The sequence below is a fragment of the Providencia sp. PROV223 genome, from assembly GCF_028479245.1.
Classification (GTDB): Bacteria; Pseudomonadota; Gammaproteobacteria; order Enterobacterales; family Enterobacteriaceae; genus Providencia; species Providencia rettgeri.
In genome coordinates this window covers 144385-168093 of record NZ_JAMPNG010000006.1, presented here as the reverse complement: position 1 = coordinate 168093, position 23709 = coordinate 144385, and the positions used below count along the sequence as shown (strand labels likewise).

Here is a 23709-nt window from a genome sequence, read left to right as displayed (position 1 = left end):
GGGTAACATACTTTTGTATGCTCCCCGAGATATCCTCTCTAGTCGCCTAGCGACAACGCGAATAATTTAGAGCAAGTTTGCTCGTCATACTTCACCTTGTCTCGTTGTTGGCTGCGTTCGGCTACTCGGGTCACATACTTTTGTATGCTCCCCGAGATATCCTCTCTAGTCGCTTAGCGACAACGCGAATTATTTAGAGCAAATAGAGTATAAAAAGTAAATAAAGTTTTAAAAAATCCCAATTTTAAATCAACATTCCTTTCCTGTTTTAACTCTCAAGTGCATTCAAATCTAAGTTATTAACGCAAATCTTGATTATTTTTGTTATTGAGGTTGCGCATTGGCGTCTATTTAGCGTTAACTAGTGGGCCAGAATCGATTCAATTATTGTGTGAATAGCAAATAAAGGGGTAGACGTGAAATTAAAGGCAAAAGGGTTTCTATTTGATTTAGATGGCACATTGGCAGATTCCTTGGCTGTGGTTGAGCGCTGTTGGTGTAAGTTTGGCGAACGAATTGGTGTAGACTCAGCCGAAGTCATTAATTTTATTCATGGAAAACCCGCGTTAACCAGTTTGCGTCACTTTTTACCCGAGGCGAGTGATGAAGAAATTATGGGGTATTTTCGCTGGTTAGAAAAAATGGAAAGCGAAGATGTGGAGGGCGTGGTTGCCCTGCCTGGCGCGATTGCCTTGCTGTCACGTTTAAATGAAATTGGGGCACCGTGGGCAATTGTCACTTCTGGCACCGTACCGATTGCCCATGGACGCCAGCAAGCGGCGGGTTTACCAGAACCTAAACATTGGGTGACATTTGAAAAAGTTACGAAAGGAAAGCCGGACCCAGAACCGTTCTTGCTTGGAGCCCAAGCACTTTCGCTTCCTGCAAAATCCTGTATTGCCTTTGAAGATGCGCAGGCAGGTATCCATTCTGCATTAACGGCAGGTTGCCAAGTGGTCGCAGTCCATGCACCAGAAGGCATGCCACGTCGTGATGAAATTCAAGTAATTGTAAGTTCATTGGCTCAAATTTCTGTTATGGGGCCTGACAATAATGGTGATTATGAACTTTTCGTGTCTAATTTGACTTAATGGTGATTTAATCAAAGAAATTCTCCGTAAAACATGCTTAACTGAATAAAATTCTTAGCAATGTTTTTTTTCGTCGAAAGGGGATATTTTGAACGGAGAATTGCTGTGGGTCTTAACCCTCCTATTAATTGCGATAGTTCTGTTTACCACAAATAAGATTCGCATGGATGTGGTCGCATTGCTTGTCATTGTCGCGTTTGTGTTGAGTGATACCTTAACATTAGAGCAAGCTACCGCAGGTTTTGCAGATCCTAACGTTCTGCTAATTGCAGCATTATTTGTTATTGGTGATGGGCTTGTTCGCACAGGCATCGCTTACCAAATGGGAGACTGGCTTGTTCGCGTTGCAGGAAGCAGCGAAAGCAAAATGCTGGTTTTCCTAATGCTCACCGTCGCTGGGTTAGGCGCTTTTATGAGCTCCACTGGCGTGGTGGCTATTTTTATTCCCGTCGTTTTAAGTGTCGCATCACGGATGAAAACATCGCCTAGTCGGTTAATGATGCCACTAGGCTTCGCGGGGCTCATCAGTGGGATGATGACACTAGTGGCCACGCCACCTAATATGGTGGTGAACAGTGAATTGGTACGTGAAGGGATCAAAGGCTTCCAATTTTTCTCTATTACCCCGATTGGTATTTTAATTTTATTCGCAGGTATTGCCTACATGTGGCTGACAAGGCGTTGGCTAGGCAGTAACGAACCAGACAAACTCCCTGAGCGCTATCGACGCACTTTCCGTGACTTAATTCGTGATTATAAATTGACAGGTAGAGCTCGCCGTCTTGCTATCCGCAAGGGGTCACCACTCATTGGCCATACACTTGACGAACTGCACTTGCGTTCCCGTTATGAGGCCAACGTGGTAGGGATTGAGCGTTGGCGTAAATTTCGTCGAGTGATGGTGAGTGCAACTGGGGGAACAGAGTTACGCGAGCGAGATGTCTTATTAGTCGATATTTCGGTGAGTGATGACGATTTACGCCAATTTTGTAGCGAACAACTCCTTGAACCGATGATTTTACGGGGAGATTATTTTTCAGACCAATCACGTGATGTGGGAATGGCTGAAGTATCGATGAATCCAGATTCTGAACTCTTGGGTAAATCTTTAAGAGACATTAAATTCCGTACTCGTTATGGCTTGAACGTGGTTGGTATTCGTCGAGATGGCGGGGCGTTGGACGGCAAGTTGGTAGATGAACCGCTTCGATTGGGTGATATTTTATTAGTCATTGGGGATTGGAAATTAATTCGCATTTTATCGACTAAGCCACGGAACTTCATTGTATTGAATCTGGCTGCTGAAGTAGAGGCGGTGGCACCTGCTGCATCTCAGGCTCCTCATGCCTTATTTTGTTTGGCATTAATGGTCGCAATGATGGTGACCAATGAAATTCCTAACTTTATTGCAGCACTTATTGCCTGCTTGTTAATGGGGAAATTTCGCTGTATTGATATGGAAAGTGCCTATAAGTCAATTCACTGGCCGAGTATTATATTAATTGTTGGGATGATGCCTTTTGCACTAGCACTGCAAGAAACGGGAGGGATTGCCCTTGCCGTTGATGCGTTAATGAAAGTTGCTGGTGGGTTAGGGCCACATGTGATGCTATTGTGCCTGTTTATTCTGTGCGCCTCTATTGGGTTATTTATTTCTAATACCGCAACTGCAGTGCTAATGGCTCCGATTGCCATTGCTGCGGCTCGCCAAATGGATGTCTCACCGTTGCCTTTTGCGATGATTGTTGGCATTGCCGCATCCGCAGCCTTTATGACCCCCGTTTCATCACCAGTTAATACCTTAGTTTTAGGGCCTGGAGGTTATAAATTTTCGGACTTTTTGAAAGTGGGTGTGCCATTCACTATTATTGTGATGTTTATTAGTATTGCAGTTGTGCCTATTTTATTTCCATTCTAAGAAATTACATTAATGGTTAATTGATATTTTTAATTAACCATTCCTCTTTTATTTATCAATTAAACGATATTAATTATAATTTACTCTCCTGTATTTTAACTTACCATTAATTTCGAATCAAAATACATAATATTAATTCAATTATTAAGAGGTGAATTTATGGTTCAAGTCAAAAATATACAAGAAAGGTATTATTATGGTTATGCAACATTTGAGAATTTTTGGGGAAAAGATATAAAAATGTGACTCTAACACATCTCGCGTCTGTTCTTTGGATGAATACGAAAGATCAGTAACATATTGAACATGTACCGAATAAAGGTATTTTAGAAAATTGTTTTGGGTTCAAATACTATATAGGTGTAGGGTCTGATATTTGGCATATTAAATTTTGGACTTACGAACGTGAGGTTTATGAATGTAAACATGATGTTAGTTGTAATATAACATCTGGGGATGGTGGTGGAGTTATATTAGGAATTAATGGCGAGTCTAGAAAACTATACGCACATTTTTCTTCATCTTCAGATTGTTCGACGGGTATCAGTTCGGCATAAAAAACTGAATAATTACATAAAAATATAAAGTTATCGAGTGTTAAAATAAGGAACGATACGCCCATTCCTTATTTTAAATTAATTACTAATTTCATCTAATGATAGGGTAAAACTTGGCACAAACGTTTTCATAAAATACTCCATTTCTGGACTATTTCTTTCGGCAAGCATTTTTTCTAGCCGTCTTTTGGCTAATTTAAATTCACTATTGCCCGCAGATAGCTCTTCTAAACATTTTAAGTAGGCACACAGCGTATCAGCTTGTTTAACAATAAAATGCTCTTCTTCTGATTGTATATCTTCAATTAGTAGCGCTTTAAAATCCGCTTGTAGTTCTTCTGGGAGCATATCGAGTAGTTTTTGCTGAGCGAATTTTTCTATTTTTTTGTATTCATGAGCAATTTGCTGGTTGTGATACTTAATTGGGGTTGGTAAATCCCCTGTAATCACTTCACTAGCATCATGGTACATCGCATACAAAGCAATTTTTTCTGCGTTGACGTTCCCTGCGAACTTACGGTTTTTAATGATAGCGAGCGCATGGGCAACCATAGCTACTTGGAGACTATGTTCAGAGACATTCTCTGTTCGGACATTACGCATTAACGGCCAGCGGTGGATTAACTTCATTCTAGCAAGATGGGCGAAAAAGTAGCTCATAAGTCCTCTTCTTTAGTGTCTGCAAACGAAAAAAATTATAACGGAAATAATGTAGCAGCGATATAATTTTATTGTTTTTTAATAAGTTACTCTCTAGTAATTATGTTCTAATATCTATTTTGCATATTAAGATAATCATAATAATATAATCAATTTTAGATTATAACTTAACTGCTATTTTAATTGTGTTGAATTATGTAATCAAAAAAATATAATGGATGTTCAATCCGGAAATAAAGAGGCAATATGAAATATTTTCCATTTATATTATTGGGCTTTTTCCTTGTGGCAATTTATTTTATTTCTATTCTTTGATTATCAAAATAATACAGTCTATTAATGATGGCTAAATTTAGAATAAAAAAAGCCTCCGGAATTAGGAGGCTTTTTATTATTTTGAATAAATTTTTATTGGCGATAGCCTTCAAGGAAGCGGCCGAATTTATTAATCGCCATTTCAAGGTCATCCGCATAAGGTAGCGTAACGATGCGGAAATGGTCAGGTTCAGGCCAGTTAAATGCGGTACCTTGAACTAACAACACTTTTTCTTGTAGTAACAGGTCTAAAATCATTTTTTGGTCATCATAGATATTAAATCGTTTAATATCTATTTTCGGGAACATATACAGGGCACCTTGTGGTTTTACACATGAAACGCCGGGTATTTGGTTGATCAATTCCCATGCACGATTACGTTGCTCATATAAACGGCCGCCTGGTTGAATGAATTCACTAATACTTTGGTAGCCACCCAGTGCAGTTTGAATGGCATGCTGCATCGGCACGTTTGCGCATAGGCGCATAGAGGCTAGCATTTCTAAACCTTCAATATAGCTTTTCGCATGTTTTTTCGGGCCGTTTAATACCATCCAACCTTGGCGGAAGCCAGCGACGCGATACGTTTTAGATAATCCATTAAATGTAATGGTTAATAAATCAGGGGCGAGGGCGGCAATAGAGTGGTGCACTGCATCATCATAAAGAATTTTATCGTAAATCTCATCAGCATAAATAATAAGATTGTGCTGGCGAGCCAATTCGACAATTTCCATTAATAGGTCTTTGCTGTAGACCGCACCCGTTGGGTTATTGGGGTTAATGACCACAATACCACGTGTTCTTGGTGTGATTTTTTTGCGAATATCTTCAATATCAGGCATCCAACCTTGCTGTTCATCACACATATAATGAACTGCTTTTCCTCCCGAAAGGGAAACTGCAGCAGTCCATAATGGATAATCAGGCGCTGGTACTAACATTTCATCACCATTATTAAGCAGTGCTTGCATGGCTTGTACGATTAATTCGGAAACACCATTACCAATGTAGACATCTTCTACTGTCATTTCATGAATGCCACGAGCTTGGTAATGCTGCACAATCGCTTTACGGGCAGAATACAAGCCTTTTGAGTCGCAATAACCTTGAGAACTTGGCAGATTACGCAAGACATCCACAAGGATTTCATCTGGAGCTTCAAAACCAAACGGGGCCGGATTACCAATATTGAGTTTGAGGACTTTGTTGCCTTCTTCTTCTAGGCGCTTCGCTTCTTTTAATACGGGCCCACGAATGTCATAGCAAACATTATCGAGCTTACTGGATTTAGTTAGATTATTCATAGTTCTCTCATTACCCTAAGGGTTGCATTGGTCGGGCCGACGTTATTCCTTTACTGTACTCCTCCCTCAGAAGCTTTTGAAGATGCAAGGTTATTTTTGGTGTAAAAGGTTGGTTTACGCTTAAATGTAATGTTTGGTATCTTATTATTTATTTTAGGCTGGCTGTATATTCTTATAATATTGAACTGGTTGAATTATAATATCGACATTCTTTGATGTTTTGGAGTATAAAAAGTAAAAAAGCATAAAAATAGCGGAAAAAAAGAAAATTGTATCAAAATGTAATATTAAGCATTGAATCATTAAATCAGACATGATTTTTTTGCTGTAATAGCCTTTTTTTATAATAATCAGGGCGATTTTGTTAGTAATATTGATTGTTTCAAGCTGCTTTCTTTAACCAAAAGTGCTGCTTAAAATTATAACCATTTGATATTTTTGACTATATAAAAATAGTGAAACGAATTTTATAATGTGCTTACATTAAAATAATTGTGATTACATTAAATATGTTACTATTTAAGCGTAACCTATCAAGTGCGTTTTAGCGTGTTTTTTAGGAAATCATCCCACTTTTATTAAAATTATTTGATTTTTGGAAGTATGCTATTTGTACCCTGCTCTATCGTTAGCGATTAATGAGCTGGATGCAAAAAAGTAAAATAATGAGAAGTCATTGCAGATCTATGGATTAGAAATGCACTCACTTAGTAGTCTTAGTAGTCGCTATAAACTCGCTGATTCTCATGGAGGAGAGCAGAAACACCAGGTAACATAAAATTATATAAGAGAATGAACGATGATAAATTCCAATCGTCCCATCATGAACCTAGATCTTGATTTGCTACGTACTTTCGTCGCTGTCGCAGATCTTAACACATTTGCAGCCGCAGCTGCAGCCGTTTGTCGAACACAATCTGCTGTGAGCCAGCAAATGCAACGTTTAGAGCAATTAGTCGGCCGTGAGCTTTTCGCTCGCCATGGGCGAAATAAACTGCTCACCGCGCACGGATTACAATTACTTGGCTACGCAAGGCAAATACTTCGCGCCAATGATGATGCTACAGCGTCATTAACTTATAATGACGCTGATGGTGAATTGCGTATTGGCGCATCCGATGACACCGTCGATATCTTATTACCTTTCTTACTTAATCGTATCGCGTCTGTTTATCCAAGAATTGCCGTAGAAGTGCGCATTAAACGAGCACAATTTATTGAGTCAATGCTTGATAATCATGAGATAGACCTTGCTTTAACAACAGCAAGAATTAGTCACCACCCTAAAACAGCGTTAAGAACAGTGCCTGTTTTGTGGCACAGTGCACCTGATTTTCAATTGCGTCCCAATGAGCCAGTTCCATTAGTTGTGATGGATGAAACCAATCCATATCGTAAACTTTGTACTAGTGCTCTTGATGATGCAGGTTTGTCATGGCATGTTGCGTATGAAGCAGCTTCTTTACCTGCTGTTCGTGCGGCAGTCAATGCAGAGGTTGGGGTAACCGCTAGACCAATGGAAATGCAAAATGCAGATTTACGTATTTTGAATGAATCAGATGGGCTACCACGCTTACCAGATATTCAGTATTGGTTGTATAAGAATGCAGACGAGCAAAAAGATTTTGTTCTGACAGTATTCAGTGCGATTGAAAACAAAAAAATCCCTTATGTTGCAGCCTCAGCAAGTGAGTTGATGGATAGCAGCGAGGAAGGTAATTAAGTTAATCGATTCATCTGGTTATCTTAACGCCAATACTTAATTAATTTATTGTAATGACGGTAATCCCAATACGTTTGGGATTACCGTTTTTTTATGTCATTTTTGCCAATCTATTACGGGATCACTTGTTTGTGATCAATGAGTTATTGGCTATGTACAAATAAAATCAACATGTTAATCGCAGTCTAAATAAGACGTGAGCAGCGGTTGAGGTGGTTATCTCAATTAAATGGCTAACGTACAGACTAATTGAGCGGTTAGATAACAGATAATGTGAATTGATACGGATGACTGAAACGATTATTTCAAAGTATGGAACTCATTTTTCAATATTGGGGATCGGTATCGAGAAATTGGTTTTTATACATGTTTAAATAATGCTCAGTGATATTTTTAATCGGTTATCAAATTCAAATTTATCGATTTTTTATCAATATCCGCTCATAAAAAAAGCAATTAACCACTTAATAAGTATGGTTAAATGTGAAAGACCATGAAATAATTGTGATGTAGCTGGCATAACCTGAATTTCATTGTTTAGTTAACAGTTTGTTATGTTATTAACAATGTTTTTTTATTGAAGAGATAAAATAGCGCTTGAATGTCAGTTAGTTACTTGAAGTTATGCGTTAAAAAGAGTTACAAAGACTTAAAGTGAAATTGAATGCTATGTAAACAAATTGAGTACTTTTTCAATAAAAGTGTGCGTTAGATCAAATAAAAAGCGCAATTTTTCATCTGTTAAGACAGGTTTTTCCTGAGATAATGGTGTAGTAAAAACGAATAATCAGTTAAACTAGTTTGCGTGTTTACTTGAGTATCATTACACTGACACGTTTTAGCAGATTATGGTTACTTTTTGTTGTTCTGTTGTTTTCAAAGTGTGAAGTTTTTGTAACAAATACGGGTTATTTTACTTAATTTAAGTAAAATAAATTGTAATGAGAGAGGACAAACCAAACGCAGTCAACAGACTGATTTAAGTTTGGGGATATTTTAGTTTGTGATCAATTTTGGTCTTTCTTCTCGATTAACTGGGCAATTGTGGTGCAACTCTGCCGTGATGTAAAAAAGAGCAGTTAACACACCATAAGTAATGAGTAAGCAACGAGTATGTCTACATCAATCCTAGCGTTAGCCCATAACTGGGCGTTTGCGATATTCCTTATCGGCACTATCGGTCTTTGTGCTTTCATGTTGGTCGCAGGTCACTTTTTAGGTAGCCGCGCCAAAGCCAGAACAAAACATGTTCCTTATGAGTCCGGTATCGACTCGGTCGGTAGTGCACGTCTCCGCATGTCTGCTAAGTTTTACTTAGTCGCCATGTTTTTCGTTATCTTCGATGTTGAAGCCATGTTCTTATTTGCATGGTCAGTTGCCATCCGCGAAGCCGGTTGGGTAGGTTTCATCGAAGCCGCGATCTTTATTTTGGTATTGTTGGCGGGACTGTTTTATCTCGTTCGCGTAGGAGCATTGGATTGGACTCCAGTCCGTTCCCGCGGAAAAGTTAAGCATCCTAGTGAAGTTATTAAAATCAGCAATCGTCATCCGCAGTAAAAAGCGAGGCATTATACAATGGATTATACGCTCACCCGCATAGATCCGAACGGTGAGAACGACCGTTACCCACTGCAAACCCAGGAAATCGTCACTGATCCACTGGAGCAGCAAGTTGAAAACAGTGTTTACATGGGGAAACTTTCTCATGCACTTCACGATGTGGTTAACTGGGGGCGCAAAAACTCTCTCTGGCCATATAACTTTGGTCTTTCATGTTGCTATGTAGAAATGGTGACTTCGTTCACGGCTGTTCATGACGTCGCCCGCTTTGGTGCAGAAGTACTGCGTGCTTCACCTCGTCAAGCCGATTTCATGGTAGTAGCAGGTACCTGTTTCACTAAAATGGCGCCTGTTATTCAACGTCTGTATGACCAAATGCTTGAACCAAAATGGGTAATCTCCATGGGTTCATGTGCCAACTCTGGTGGCATGTATGACATTTATTCTGTTGTACAAGGCGTCGATAAATTTATTCCTGTGGATGTGTATATTCCAGGTTGCCCACCGCGTCCAGAAGCCTATATGCAGGCTCTGCTTCTGTTGCAAGAATCTATCGGTAAAGAGCGTCGACCGCTGTCTTGGGTTGTTGGAGACCAAGGGGTTTACCGTGCCAATATGCAATCAGAAAGAGAAAGAAAGCACGGTGAACGTATTGCAGTGACTAACCTGCGTACACCAGACGAAATTTAAGGCTTAAAGCCATACAGCGTAACAGAGCAATGTTGTTGCGAAATAATAAACCTGATCAAGCGTTATGGTGAAGAATGATGACAGATCAGATAGCGCAAGCGAGTAGTACCCAGCCAGGATGGCAGACACAGGATCATTTAAACGACCCTGTGCTTCTGGAACTGCGCAATCAATTTGGGCCGGATGCCTTTTCTGTTCAAGCAACTCGTACTGGCATGCCAGTGGTTTGGGTGCGTCGTGAACAGTTACTGGAAGTGGTCGATTTCCTAAAGAAATTACCAAAACCGTATGTCATGTTATTTGACTTACATGGGGTAGATGAGCGTCAACGAATTCACCGTCAAGGTCTGCCAGAAGCAGACTTTAGTGTTTTCTACCACTTCATCTCTATCGATCGTAACCGCGATATCATGTTAAAAGTCGCTCTTAATGAGAAAGACTTAAACGTGCCTTCGATCGTTTCACTGTTCCCGAATGCGAATTGGCATGAACGTGAAGTGTGGGATATGTTCGGTATCACCTTCCAAGGTCACCCAAATTTACGCCGCCTTTTAATGTCTCCAAGCTGGGAAGGTCATCCGCTGCGTAAGGATTATCCTGCGCGTGCGACTGAGTTTGACCCTTTTGTGCTGACTAAGCAGAAACAAGATCTGGAAATGGAAGCTTTGACTTTCAAACCAGAAGAGTGGGGCATGGCACGTGGAAATGAAAACGAAGATTTCATGTTCCTGAACTTGGGGCCAAACCACCCATCCTCACACGGTGCGTTCCGTATCGTGCTGCAATTGGATGGTGAAGAAATTATCGACTGTGTGCCCGATATCGGCTACCACCACCGTGGCGCTGAAAAAATGGGTGAACGCCAGTCGTGGCATAGCTACATTCCTTACACTGACCGTATCGAGTACCTCGGCGGTTGTGTGAATGAAATGCCATATGTGTTGGCCGTTGAAAAACTGGCTGGTATTGAAGTGCCGGATCGCGTGAAAACCATTCGTGTCATGTTGTCTGAGTTATTCCGTATCAACAGCCACTTACTGTATATCAGTACCTATATCCAAGACGTTGGTGCGATGACCCCGGTCTTCTTTGCGTTTACCGACCGTCAAAAAGTCTACAACGTCATTGAAGCAATTACCGGTTTCCGTATGCACCCCGCATGGTTCCGTATCGGTGGTGTTGCGCACGACTTACCGCGTGGTTGGGAAAAACTGCTGCGTGAGTTATTAGACTGGTTGCCAAAACGTTTAGAGTCTTATGTAACTTCTGCACTGAAAAACTCCATCTTAAAAGGTCGCTCTATCGGTACTGCAATGTACTCAAAAGAAGAGGCGTTGGCATGGGGTGTGACAGGAGCTGGATTACGTGCAACAGGCGTTGATTTTGACGTACGTAAATGGCGTCCATATTCAGGCTATGAAAACTTCGAGTTTGATATTCCTATCGCTCATAACGGTGACTGTTATGACCGCGTGATGATCAAAGTGGAAGAGATGCGTCAGAGTATCCGTATTCTTGAGCAATGCTATAAGAATATGCCAGAAGGCCCATTCAAAGCTGACCATCCACTGACAACTCCGCCACCAAAAGAACGCACGTTGCAGCACATCGAAACCTTGATCAACCACTTCTTGCAAGTGTCTTGGGGGCCGGTGATGCCAGCAAATGAGTCATTCCAGATGGTTGAAGCTACGAAGGGTATCAACAGCTACTACTTAACCAGTGATGGTAGCACCATGAGCTACCGTACGCGTATTCGTACCCCGAGCTATGAGCACTTACAGCAAATTCCTGCGGTGATCAGAGGTAGTTTAGTTTCAGACTTAATCGTCTATCTGGGTAGTATCGATTTTGTAATGTCGGATGTGGATCGCTAACCATGCATAATGAACATAACGAAAATGAGAAGCACAATGAGCTCAATGTCGTGAATGTGTTTGAACCGCAAGTCAATCATGGCTTTGTCTTAACAGAGAAAGAGCGTGAAGAGATTGAAGGTGAGAAACACCATTACGAAGATGCACGTGCTGCCTCAATTGAAGCACTGAAAATTGTGCAAAAAAACCGCGGTTGGGTTGAAGATGGTGCGATCCATGCTATCGCTGACGTCTTAGGCATCCCAGCCAGTGATGTTGAAGGTGTGGCGACATTCTATAGCCAAATCTTCCGCCAGCCAGTGGGTCGCCACATTATTCGCTATTGCGACAGTGTTGTTTGCCATATTACAGGTTATCAGAGCTTAGAAGCTGAAATCATTAAACAGCTGAATATTCGCCCGGGCCAAACAACAGCCGATGGTCGCTTTACGTTGCTGCCAACCTGTTGCTTGGGTAACTGTGACAAAGGTCCTACGATGATGATCGATGAGGACACTCACAGCTACGTGCAGCCTGAAAATATTCAAAAATTACTGGAGCAGTATCCATGACAAATTCTGTTAATCCAGTGATCCGTACTGCTGAAACTCATCCTCTAACATGGCGTTTGCGTGATGACAATCAGCCTGTTTGGTTAGATGAGTATCGCAGTAAGAACGGATACAAAGGTCTTGAGCGTGCGCTCAAAGGCATGGCTCCCGATGAAGTTGTGAATCTTGTAAAAGACGCTGGCCTGAAAGGGCGCGGCGGTGCGGGTTTCTCAACGGGTCTGAAATGGAGCCTGATGCCAAAAGACGAAAACATGAAACTGCGTTACTTCTTATGTAATGCGGATGAAATGGAACCGGGCACCTATAAAGACCGTTTATTGATGGAGCAACTCCCTCACTTGTTAGTTGAAGGGATGATCACAGGCGCTTATGCACTTAAAGCCTATCGTGGTTATATCTTCTTACGGGGTGAGTATGTTGAAGCTGCGCAAAATCTGCGCCGTGCCATCGAAGAAGCCAAAGCGGCGGGCCTGTTAGGCAAAAATATCCTCGGTTCAGGTTTTGATTTCGAACTATTTGTTCACACCGGCGCTGGGCGTTATATCTGCGGTGAAGAAACTGCACTGATTAACTCCTTAGAAGGCCGTCGCGCTAACCCACGTTCTAAGCCACCATTCCCTGCAACATCAGGTGCTTGGGGTAAACCAACTTGTGTCAATAACGTCGAAACTATTTGTAACGTGCCAGCAATTTTAGAGCACGGCGACCAATGGTATATCGATTTAAGCGCAGGTAAGAGTAAAGACGCGGGCACGAAATTGATGGGCTTCTCTGGCCGCGTGAAAAATCCGGGTTTATGGGAATTGCCATTTGGTACCACGGCACGTGAAGTGTTGGAAGATTACGCAGGTGGTATGCGTGATGGACTGAAATTAAAAGCATGGCAGCCAGGTGGGGCAGGGACAGATTTCCTGACCAACGACCACCTCGACTTACCGATGGATTTCGAAAATATTGCTAAAGCAGGTAGCCGTCTTGGTACTGCATTAGCGATGGCGGTTGATCATGAAATCAACATGGTTTCTTTAGTGCGTAACTTAGAAACCTTCTTTGCCCGTGAATCCTGTGGTTGGTGTACGCCGTGCCGCGATGGTCTGCCATGGAGTGTGAAAATTTTACAAGCGCTGGAAAAAGGCGAAGGGCAACCGGGGGATATTGAAACCCTAGAGCAGCTGTGCCGTTTCTTAGGGCCGGGTAAAACTTTCTGCGCTCACGCACCGGGTGCGGTCGAACCGCTACAAAGTGCCATCAAATATTTCCGTGATGAATTCGAAGCGGGTATCTCGCAAAAAGATCTGCGTAACATTGTGCAGATTGCGGGTATCCAACCCAACCTGCTGAAGCAGCGCTGGTAATTGTTTAGCGATTGAGCAACCGCTAAATAGATTTTTCACGAAGAACGTATTTTTGATTAACGCCTGCTTTATGCGGGCCTTTGGGAAGCATGCTGACTATGGCTACAATATATGTAGACGGCAAAGAATATGACGTAAACGGGTCTGAAAACCTGTTACAAGCCTGTCTTTCTCTAGGGCTAGATATTCCTTATTTTTGCTGGCATCCGGCGCTGGGAAGCGTTGGCGCTTGCCGCCAGTGTGCGGTTAAGCAGTATCAGAACGCAGATGACACACGCGGTCGCCTAGTAATGTCTTGTATGACACCCGCAACGGAAGGGACTTACATCTCTATTGATGATGAAGAAGCCAAACAATTCCGTGAAAGTGTTGTGGAATGGCTGATGACCAACCATCCTCATGACTGTCCAGTCTGTGAGGAAGGGGGAAACTGTCACCTACAAGATATGACGGTGATGACCGGTCATAACATGCGTAAATATCGTTTTACGAAACGTACTCACATTAACCAAGACCTCGGTCCATTTATTAGTCATGAAATGAACCGTTGTATCGCGTGTTATCGTTGTGTTCGTTACTACAAAGATTACGCAGATGGCACAGACTTGGGTGTGTATGGTGCACATAACTATGTGTATTTCGGTCGTACTGAAGACGGTACACTGGAAAGTGAGTTCTCCGGTAACTTAGTTGAAGTTTGTCCTACTGGGGTATTCACTGATAAAACACATTCAGAGCGCTATAACCGTAAGTGGGATATGCAGTTTGCACCCGGTATCTGCCAACAGTGCAGTATCGGTTGTAACACGAGTCCGGGTGAGCGTTATGGTGAAATCCGTCGTATCGAAAACCGTTATAACGGTTCGGTAAACCACTATTTCCTGTGCGACCGTGGTCGTTTTGGTTACGGTTATGTCAACCGTAAAGATCGTCCTCGTCAAGCGGTACTCAATAAAAATGGCGTCAAACAAGTCATTTCGGCTATCGAAGCAATGCAAAGTGGTGCGCAAATTATCAATCAAGCGAAAAAAGTGATTGGTATCGGCTCTCCACGCGCGAGCGTTGAAAGCAACTATGCATTGCGCGCATTAGTCGGAGCAGATAACTTCTATTCAGGTATTTCTGCGGGAGAGCAACGCCGCTTAGCGCTGATGCAAAACATCCTGCAAAACGGCGGTATCTATACGCCAACATTGCGTGAAATAGAAGGCTATGATGCGGTACTGGTACTGGGTGAAGATTTAACTCAGACAGGTGCACGTATGGCGTTATCTGTTCGCCAAGCGGTGAAAGGTAAAGCACGTGAAATGGCCGCAGCGCAAAAAGTCGCTGACTGGCAAATCGCCGCAATCATGAATATTGGTCAACATGCAAAATATCCGCTGTTTATTACCAACGTTGATGATACGCGTTTAGACGATGTGGCTGCCTTTAATTATCGTGCACCAGTAGCTGACCAAGCACGTTTCGGTTTTGCTATCGCCAATATGATTAACGGCGAAGCCCCTGCGGTGAATGATTTACCCGCAGACTTAAAAGCCAAAGTTGAAACCATTGCTCAGGCATTAGCTGGCGCGAAAAAACCATTAATTATTAGTGGTAGCCATAGTGCCAGCGAGGCAATGATCCAAGCGGCCGCTAACGTGGCATTTGCGTTAAAAGCCAAAGGCGCGAATGTTGGGTTATCTTACTTAGCATCTCATGCCAATAGCTTCGGTCTGGCAATGATGAACGCACAGCCATTAGACAGCGCTTTAGCTCGCATTGAAGCGAACGAAGCGGATGTGGCTATCGTTATCGAAAATGACCTGTACCGTCACAGCAGCGTGGATGCTGTCAATAGCGCATTAGCGAAATTGAGCCACTTGATTGTTGCAGATCATCAGCAAACCGACATCATGGATAAAGCAACATTGGTTCTGCCAGCAGCAAGCTTTGCTGAAGCAGACGGTACGTTGATTAACCAAGAAGGTCGTGCGCAGCGTTTCTTCCAAGCCTTTGACCCAACTTATTACGACAAAGCTATCGTGATGAACGAAAGCTGGCGCTGGATGCATTCACTGCAAACTGAAGCGCAAGAGCGTGATGCGGATTGGTCGCAACTTGATCACGTTATCGCAGATTGTGTTGCCGCAATGCCACAATTCTCGGGTATGGTAGATGCTGCACCAAAAGCGTCTTTCCGTATTCGTGGTCAAAAACTGGCGCGTGAACCACATCGTTACAGTGGTCGTACAGCGATGCTAGCAAATCAATCTGTTCATGAACCTCGTCAACCGCAAGATATTGACTCTCCATTTGCTTTCTCAATGGAAGGGAACAACAGCGCAACCGCGCCACGCCAGCAAATTCCATTTGCATGGGCGCCGGGTTGGAACTCACCACAAGCCTGGAACAAATTCCAAGCCGAAGTGGGGGGGCACCTGTTATTTGGTGACCCGGGTATCCGTTTGTTCAATTCAACACAGAGCAAATTGGCTTACTTCACTGAAATTCCAGCGGCTTATCAAGCCAATGAAGCTCAGTGGGTTGTCGCACCTTATTACCACCTGTTCGGCAGTGATGAAATGTCACAGCGGTCAGAAGTAATTCAAGAGCGTATGCCTGAGCCTTATATCATGCTGAACACGCAAGATGCTGCGTCACTCGGCCTGTCAGCAGGAACTAAAGCGGAGTTTAGCCATGCAGGTCAAGTGTTTAACTTGACTGTCCGCCTAAGTAATCACCTGTCTACAGGTCAAATTGGCTTACCGTTAGGAATGCCAGGTATCGCACCTTCAATGGCTGGCGTGTCAGTCAATAATCTGCGGAGGGGAGCATGATGGATTGGATTTCTCCTGAAGTGATGGAAGTGTTAATTTCCATCCTTAAATCTGTCGTCATATTATTGGTTGTTGTGACTTGTGGGGCATACATGAGTCTGGGAGAGCGCCGTATTCTCGGTCTGTTCCAGAACCGTTATGGCCCTAACCGCGTGGGTCCGTTTGGGATGGGCCAGTTAATCGCGGATATGTTCAAAATGCTGTTTAAAGAAGACTGGATCCCGCAGTTTGCTGACAAGAAAATCTTTACGCTTGCACCAGTGATTGCGTTTTGTTCACTGTTCTTAGCATTTGCCATCGTCCCTGTTAGCCCGACTTGGCATGTTGCAGACCTCAATATCGGGATTTTATTCTTCCTGATGATGGCGGGTCTCGCTGTCTATGCGGTGTTATTCGCAGGTTGGTCAAGTAACAACAAATACTCATTATTAGGTGCGATGCGTGCGTCAGCACAAACCGTGAGTTACGAAGTGTTCTTAGGCCTTTCTTTAATGGGTGTGGTTGCACAAGCAGGTTCATTCAACCTGATTGATATTGTGAACTCCCAAGAAGGCATGTGGAATATTATTCCGCAGTTCTTTGGTTTTGTGACTTTTGCGATAGCGGGCGTTGCGGTATGTCACCGTCATCCGTTTGACCAACCGGAAGCAGAACAAGAGATTGCGGATGGTTACCACGTTGAATACTCAGGTATGAAGTTTGGTTTGTTCTTCGTCGGTGAGTATATCGGTATCGTAACGGTTTCTGCACTGATTGTGACGCTGTTCTTTGGTGGCTGGCATGGTCCATTCCTGCCGTCATTCTTGTGGTTTGCTATCAAAACTGGCTTCTTCATGATGATGTTTATCTTGATCCGTGCCTCTTTACCGCGTCCACGTTATGACCAAGTGATGTCTTTCGGTTGGAAAATTTGTCTGCCGTTGACACTGCTTAATCTGCTGGGTACTGCAGCAGTGATTTTATACAACGCTCAGTAAGGGGTGATTGAACCATGACATTGAAAGAGTTATTGGTCGGTTTCGCCACCCAAGTACGTAGTATTTGGATGGTCGGCCTGCATGCGTTCGATAAACGCGAAACGCAAATGTATCCAGAAGAGCCGGTTTATCTGCCACCCCGTTACCGTGGGCGTATCGTGTTAACACGCGACCCTGACGGTGAAGAGCGTTGTGTTGCGTGTAACTTATGTGCGGTTGCTTGCCCTGTGGGATGTATCTCACTGCAAAAAGCTGAACATGAAGACGGCCGCTGGTACCCTGAATTTTTCCGCGTTAACTTTTCGCGCTGTATTTTCTGTGGTCTGTGTGAAGAGGCTTGCCCAACCACGGCAATCCAATTAACACCTGATTTTGAAATGGCCGATTGGAGACGTCAGGATCTGGTTTACGAGAAAAATGACCTGTTGATTTCAGGTCCGGGTAAATATCCTGATTATAACTTTTACCGTAAATCGGGTATGGCGATTGCAGGTAAAGACAAAGGTGAAGCGGATAACGAAGCGAAACCGATTAACGTCAAAGACCTGTTGCCATAAGGAGCGATATTCATGGAATTTACATTTTATATCGCCGGTCTAGTTGCCATTTTAGCAACTTTAAGGGTGATAACGAATACAAATCCGGTGCATGCACTGTTGTATCTGGTTGTTTCTCTGCTGGCTCTGTCAATGGTGTTTTTCTCCCTCGGCGCGTATTTTGCTGGGGCGTTGGAAATCATCGTATATGCAGGTGCCATTATGGTCCTGTTCGTGTTCGTCGTGATGATGCTCAACTTAGGGCGTTCTGTTCAAGAACAAGAGCGCGCTTGGTTGACGCCGAAAAACTGGATTGGCCCTGCGGTGTTATCCGCGGTTTTATTGGCTATCTTAGTTTACGGCATTACCTCGTTGTCTTATCAAGAAGGCATTGAGGGAACCATCATTGGGGCGAAAGAAGTGGGAATTAGCCTATTTGGGCCGTATGTTCTGGCTGTCGAATTGGCATCTTTGTTATTACTCGCAGGTTTAGTGGTAGCATTCCACGTTGGACGTGACCGTAAAGAAAACGGCGCTGACCTTGTCAGCATCGAGAAGGCGGAGGAACAAAAATGATACCTCTAGAACACGGTCTGATTTTAGCGGCGATTTTATTTGTGATGGGGCTCAGTTGCCTTGTTATTCGCCGTAATCTGCTTTTCATGCTGATCGGACTGGAAATCATGATTAACTCAACTGCACTGGCATTTGTGGTTGCAGGGAGTTTTTGGGGGCAGCCAGACGGCCAAATTATGTATATTTTGGCAATCGCATTGGCTGCAGCGGAGGCGAGTATTGGATTGGCGTTGTTACTGCAACTCCATCGTCATCGTCAGAACCTGAATATTGATAAAGTCAGTGAGATGCGCGGATGAACCTACTCTATTTAACTATTCTGTTGCCTTTACTGGGGTCGGTGCTGTTAGCCTTCTCTCGTGGACGCTGGTCAGAAAACGTTTCGGCCATTATTGGTGCGGGGTCGGTTGGCTTAGCGGCCGTCGTCGCATTCTATGCTGGCAATGAATTTTTAGCTCAAGACGCAGGTAGCGTATTCATCCAGCCACTTTGGACTTGGATGTCTGTCGGTACCTTTAATATCCCATTCACTCTAATGTTAGATGGCCTGTCATTGACCATGTTAGGTGTGGTAACGGGTGTGGGCTTCCTTATCCACGTATATGCATCTTGGTATATGCGTGGCGAGGAAGGTTACTCACGTTTCTTCGCTTACACTAACTTGTTTATCGCAAGCATGGTGGTTTTAGTCCTCGCTGACAACATGATGCTGATGTATCTCGGTTGGGAAGGGGTAGGGCTGTGCAGTTACCTGTTGATTGGTTTCTATTATACCAATCCAGAAAACGGCAAAGCGGCGATGAAAGCGTTCTTTGTAACGCGTATCGGTGATGTGTTCCTCGCAATTGGTATGTTTATTCTGTGGAATGAGCTTGGCACACTGAATTTCAGCGAAATGGCGGTGTTAGCACCTCAAAAATTTGCGGAAGGTTCAAGTGCGATCAACTGGGCAACCTTGATGTTATTAGGTGGTGCAGTCGGTAAATCAGCACAGTTACCATTGCAAACGTGGTTGGCAGATGCGATGGCGGGTCCAACGCCAGTTTCTGCACTGATCCACGCCGCAACCATGGTAACCGCGGGTGTGTACTTAATTGCTCGTACCCATGTTCTGTTCCTGTTAGCGCCTGAAGTATTACATTTAGTCGGCGTTGTGGGGGCTGTGACATTAGTACTGGCTGGGTTTGCTGCACTGGTGCAAACCGATATCAAACGTGTGCTTGCATACTCCACGATGAGCCAAATCGGTTATATGTTCTTGGCACTAGGTGTACAAGCATGGGATGCAGCCATTTTCCACCTGATGACACATGCTTTCTTTAAAGCGTTGTTGTTCCTGTCAGCAGGTTCAGTCATTTTGGCATGCCACCACGAACAAAATATCTTCAAGATGGGTGGGCTGCGTAAGCAAATTCCATTCATCTACGCTGTGATGTTAATCGGCGGAAGCGCACTGGCAGCATTGCCACTGTTTACCGCAGGTTTCTACAGTAAAGATGCGATTTTGTGGGGTGCACAGCTTGATGGACAAACTGTGTTGTTGTGGGCAGGTATCTTCGGTGCATTAATGACCGCAATTTATACCTTCCGTATGATTTTCATCGTGTTCCACGGTGAAGCGAAACTCAAAGCGCACAAGGTTAAAGGCATCACTCACACATTACCACTGGGCATTTTGGCTATTCTTGCAACGTTTGTTGGTGCATTAATCCACCAACCACTCGAAGGGGTTTTCCCAGCCGAAGCCGCAGGCAGTGAAGACGGTAAAGTCTTACTCGAAGCGATTTCTGGCGGGTTTGCTATCGCAGGTCTATTAATTGCGGTATTCCTCTATCTGTTCAGACGTTCAATAGTCGATGCTATCGCGAAAACTGCAGTGGGTCGTTTCTTCAGCGCATGGTGGTACCAAGCGTGGGGATTCGATTGGCTGTACGATGTAGTCTTTGTTAAGCCATTTAAAGGTATAGCATGGCTACTAGAAAGCGATCCGGTTAACTCTCTGATGAATATCCCTGCACATCTTTCACGTTGGGCAAATAAAGGGCTTGCAGTGAGTGAAAACGGCCAAATTCGTTGGTATGTTGCCTCGTTGGGGCTGGGTGCAGTGCTGATTCTTGCTCTGCTGCTTTTGGTTTAATTAAGGGACACATTGCGCCATGCTATTACCCTGGCTAATACTCATTCCCTTCATCGGAGGCCTGCTAAGCTGGCAGGCTGACCGGTTCAGTCATCGCGCACCGCGTTGGATTGCACTGGCAACGATGGGAATAACATTGATACTTTCCGTACAATTGTGGTTACAAGGGAGCTACTCCCTTGTCAATCCACAAGGTATTCCACAATGGCAATCTGTTTTCTTTATGCCGTGGATCCCGTCACTGAGAATTGACTTTCATTTAGCAATTGACGGTTTATCACTGCTGATGGTCGTGTTAACGGCTATCATGGGGGGCTTCTCAATTCTGAGCTCTTGGAGTGAAAACCAGAAAAACCAAGGTGCGTATCACTTTAACCTGTTGTGGATTATCACAGGTGTGATGGGGATTTTTACCGCGGTTGACCTGTTCTTATTCTTCTTCTTCTGGGAGATGATGCTGATCCCAATGTATTTCCTAATTGCCAATTGGGGACACAAAGGGTCAGAAAACAGACAACATATCAAAGCCGCGACTAAGTTCTTCATCTACACGCAAGCAAGTGGTTTGATCATGCTAGTGTCCATCATTGGCCTAGCGTTGGCGAACTACAATACTTCAGGTGTATTAACATTCGACTATAACCAATTGCTGGGTGCAGAACTCTCTAGCAATGTCGCGTTTATGTTGATGTTAGGTTTCTTTATCGCCTTTGCCGTTAAAATGCCACTGGTCCCTTTCCATGGTTGGATGGCAGATACCCAAGAGCAATCGCCAACAGCGGGTTCAGTGGATATCTCCGGTATCATGCTAAAAACCGCAGCATACGGTCTGTTACGCTTTACCTTGCCTCTGTTCCCAGAAGCGTCTATCCAGTTCACTCCAATAGCGATGACACTGGGTGTGATCAGTATTTTCTACGGGGCATGGTTAGCGTTCAAACAAACGGATATCAAACGTCTGGCGGCGTACAGTAGCTTATCCCACATGGGGTTTGTGACAGTCGCTATTTACGCGGGTTCAACCTTGGCTTACCAAGGTGCGGTGATTCAAATGATCACCAACGGTTTGTCCGGTGCGGCACTGATTATCATCAGTGGTCAACTGTATGAACGTACACAAACTCGTGATATGCGCATGATGGGTGGATTATGGAAACGCATTAAATGGTTACCAGGAATGTCCCTGTTCTTTGCTGCGGCAACGTTAGGAATGCCAGGTACAGGTAACTTCATTGGTGAATTCATGATCCTGTTCGGTAGCTTCAGCCAATTCGCGTTAGTGACCTGCATTATGGTCTTTGGTGTGGTGTTTGCGTCTATCTATTCACTGTGGATGATGCAACAGACCTACTACGGTACACCTAAGTCTGAAAAAGAAATGAAAGGGTTAACGGCACGTGAATTTGGTGTGCTGCTGGCTCTGGCTGCTTTACTGGTTATTATCGGTTTCTACCCACAACCAATTTTAGATACCTCAATTGGTTCGATGGAAACATTGCATAACCTGTATTCTGCTTCACTTACAACATTAGGGCTGTAATTCGCCATGACAATAACTCCTCAAGAACTGATCGCAATACTACCACTGATGATCGTCGGGTTGACGGCGGTGGTTGTGATGCTGTCCATTGCGTGGCGACGCGATCACCTGACTAGTGCCGCGCTGACAGTATCAGGCTTTATTATTGCGTTGCTTTCACTCATTTGGGTAGCCGATGGCTACCTAATGGATGTGACTTCGCTTATTCGTGTTGATGGCTTTGCACTGTTCTATAGCGCATTAGTCCTGATTGCAGGTATTGGAACGTCTATCTTTGCTTACCACTGGTTAGAAGGTTTTGGTGATAATAGAGATGAGTTCCATTTACTTGTTGCTATCGCAGTAGCGGGCGGTGTGCTGTTATCTATGTCAAACCATATGGCATCAATGTTTATCGGTATTGAGCTGATTTCATTGCCTCTGTTTGGTCTAGTTGCCTATACCTTTGAGCGCAGTCGCACATTAGAAGCCGGGATCAAGTACATGCTGTTATCTGCAGCCGCGTCTTCATTCCTGTTATTCGGGATTGCGTTACTGTATGCAGAATCGGGTAGTTTAAGCTTTGCTGCTGTTGGTCAAAGCCTTTCCGATAGCCAAATTCACGCACCATTGGTGATGATTGGTTTCGGTATGCTGATTGTAGGTTTTGGCTTTAAACTGTCACTGTTTCCATTCCAACTGTGGACACCAGACGTTTACCAAGGTGCGCCAGCACCAGTGTCAGCCTTCTTAGCAACCGGTAGTAAAATCGCTATCTTCGCAGTATTAGTGCGTATTTTTCTGGAAGCACCAATCGCCAATAGCAATACGTTAGCGATTGTGATTTCTGTGATTGCTATTGCATCTATCCTGTTTGGTAACTTACTGGCTATCACACAAAAAAGTGCAAAACGCTTACTGGGTTACTCATCTATCTCACATATGGGTTATTTACTGGTCGCTCTTGTTGCGTTACGTATCGACCCTGTTGCGTTACGTATCGACCCTGTTGCGTCACAAGTCACTATCGCAATCTACTTAGTGGGTTACTTGTTTGCGAGTTTAGGGGCATTTGGTGTTGTGAGTATCGTTTCAAGCCCTTACCGTGGTGATGATCAGGATGACTTTAGTGCATTCCGCGGGCTATTTTGGCATAAGCCAATTCTTGCAATGGTAATGACGGTAATGATGCTTTCATTAGCTGGTATTCCAATTACATTAGGGTTTATTGGTAAATTCTATGTGATTGCATCCGCAGTGAATGCAGAGTTATGGTGGCTAACGGGGGCTGTAGTGGTAGGTAGTGCTATTGGTTTATATTACTACCTAAGCTTTATGGCTAGCCTATATAGTCGTGATGCAGAACATGCAGAACGTTATACAGGCCCTGAAAAAGCAACGTTAGGAACTGTTGTTGCTGTTATTTGCGCCATTGCTGTTATCGTCTTTGGTGTATGGCCACAACCACTTATTGATATGACATCAACAGCGCTTGCTGTGATTAACTAATAGGCCAAAATTTCCTATTGCTAATAAA

At 43.7% G+C, this 23709-nt stretch carries 18 protein-coding genes; 16 read left to right on the top strand and 2 right to left on the bottom strand.

Annotated features, from left to right (window positions below; genetic code table 11):
- The first annotated feature begins 416 nt into the window (after positions 1-416).
- Positions 417-1091, top strand: coding sequence for a sugar phosphatase (locus tag PR767_RS09555; protein WP_004912267.1), 675 nt, complete (start codon positions 417-419; stop codon positions 1089-1091).
- A gap of 88 nt (positions 1092-1179) precedes the next feature.
- Positions 1180-3009 (top strand): SLC13 family permease, encoded by a 1830-nt coding sequence (locus PR767_RS09550; RefSeq protein WP_109911550.1) that lies wholly within the window; start codon positions 1180-1182, stop codon positions 3007-3009.
- A 635-nt stretch (positions 3010-3644) separates the two neighbouring features.
- Here the strand turns inward: PR767_RS09550 and yfbR are convergent.
- A complete protein-coding gene (yfbR, locus tag PR767_RS09545; RefSeq protein WP_109911551.1) occupies positions 3645-4226 on the bottom strand; it encodes a 5'-deoxynucleotidase in 582 nt (193 codons plus the stop codon).
- A 408-nt stretch (positions 4227-4634) separates the two neighbouring features.
- Entirely contained in the window at positions 4635-5849 is a 1215-nt protein-coding gene (locus PR767_RS09540) for a pyridoxal phosphate-dependent aminotransferase (RefSeq protein ID WP_004259802.1), read from the bottom strand.
- A gap of 799 nt (positions 5850-6648) precedes the next feature.
- Between PR767_RS09540 and PR767_RS09535 the strand changes: the two genes are divergently transcribed.
- The 14 genes from PR767_RS09535 (at position 6649) to nuoN (ending at position 23681) form a co-directional block, all read left to right on the top strand.
- Positions 6649-7572 (top strand): LysR family transcriptional regulator, encoded by a 924-nt coding sequence (locus PR767_RS09535; protein WP_004912258.1) that lies wholly within the window; start codon positions 6649-6651, stop codon positions 7570-7572.
- A gap of 1113 nt (positions 7573-8685) precedes the next feature.
- The gene (locus PR767_RS09530; RefSeq protein ID WP_004259806.1) at positions 8686-9129 is read left to right on the top strand and encodes an NADH-quinone oxidoreductase subunit A; all 444 of its coding nucleotides are present in this window, start codon (positions 8686-8688) and stop codon (positions 9127-9129) included.
- A gap of 18 nt (positions 9130-9147) precedes the next feature.
- Positions 9148-9822 carry a NuoB/complex I 20 kDa subunit family protein gene (locus PR767_RS09525; RefSeq protein WP_004912254.1) on the top strand — a complete coding sequence of 225 codons (675 nt, stop codon included), beginning with the start codon at positions 9148-9150 and terminating at the stop codon, positions 9820-9822.
- 74 nt (positions 9823-9896) lie between these two features.
- Positions 9897-11699 (top strand): NADH-quinone oxidoreductase subunit C/D, encoded by a 1803-nt coding sequence (nuoC, locus tag PR767_RS09520; RefSeq protein ID WP_375372756.1) that lies wholly within the window; start codon positions 9897-9899, stop codon positions 11697-11699.
- A gap of 2 nt (positions 11700-11701) precedes the next feature.
- On the top strand, positions 11702-12250 hold the full coding sequence (nuoE, locus tag PR767_RS09515) for an NADH-quinone oxidoreductase subunit NuoE (protein ID WP_272520219.1): 549 nt from the start codon (positions 11702-11704) through the stop codon (positions 12248-12250).
- The gene (gene nuoF / locus PR767_RS09510; protein ID WP_004259820.1) at positions 12247-13605 is read left to right on the top strand and encodes an NADH-quinone oxidoreductase subunit NuoF; all 1359 of its coding nucleotides are present in this window, start codon (positions 12247-12249) and stop codon (positions 13603-13605) included. The genes nuoE and nuoF overlap by 4 nt, the downstream gene beginning before the upstream one ends.
- Positions 13606-13694: 89 nt before the next feature.
- Positions 13695-16427, top strand: a complete 2733-nt coding sequence (nuoG, locus tag PR767_RS09505) for an NADH-quinone oxidoreductase subunit NuoG (protein ID WP_272520218.1) — start codon at positions 13695-13697, stop codon at positions 16425-16427.
- A complete protein-coding gene (nuoH, locus tag PR767_RS09500; RefSeq protein WP_004912244.1) occupies positions 16427-17404 on the top strand; it encodes an NADH-quinone oxidoreductase subunit NuoH in 978 nt (325 codons plus the stop codon). Before nuoG ends, nuoH begins: the two co-directional genes overlap by 1 nt.
- A 14-nt stretch (positions 17405-17418) precedes the next feature.
- On the top strand, positions 17419-17961 hold the full coding sequence (nuoI, locus tag PR767_RS09495; RefSeq protein ID WP_004259834.1) for an NADH-quinone oxidoreductase subunit NuoI: 543 nt from the start codon (positions 17419-17421) through the stop codon (positions 17959-17961).
- 12 nt (positions 17962-17973) lie between these two features.
- Complete coding sequence (gene nuoJ / locus PR767_RS09490) at positions 17974-18516, top strand: NADH-quinone oxidoreductase subunit J (protein WP_004912236.1); 543 nt, start codon at positions 17974-17976, stop codon at positions 18514-18516.
- Positions 18513-18815: an NADH-quinone oxidoreductase subunit NuoK gene (nuoK, locus tag PR767_RS09485; RefSeq protein ID WP_004912233.1), complete on the top strand. Its 303-nt coding sequence runs from the start codon at positions 18513-18515 to the stop codon at positions 18813-18815. The genes nuoJ and nuoK overlap by 4 nt, the downstream gene beginning before the upstream one ends.
- The gene (nuoL, locus tag PR767_RS09480) at positions 18812-20653 is read left to right on the top strand and encodes an NADH-quinone oxidoreductase subunit L (protein WP_272520217.1); all 1842 of its coding nucleotides are present in this window, start codon (positions 18812-18814) and stop codon (positions 20651-20653) included. The genes nuoK and nuoL overlap by 4 nt, the downstream gene beginning before the upstream one ends.
- Positions 20654-20672: 19 nt before the next feature.
- The gene (nuoM, locus tag PR767_RS09475; RefSeq protein ID WP_117162386.1) at positions 20673-22193 is read left to right on the top strand and encodes an NADH-quinone oxidoreductase subunit M; all 1521 of its coding nucleotides are present in this window, start codon (positions 20673-20675) and stop codon (positions 22191-22193) included.
- 6 nt (positions 22194-22199) lie between these two features.
- Complete coding sequence (nuoN, locus tag PR767_RS09470) at positions 22200-23681, top strand: NADH-quinone oxidoreductase subunit NuoN (RefSeq protein WP_272520216.1); 1482 nt, start codon at positions 22200-22202, stop codon at positions 23679-23681.
- Positions 23682-23709: the final 28 nt, after the last annotated feature.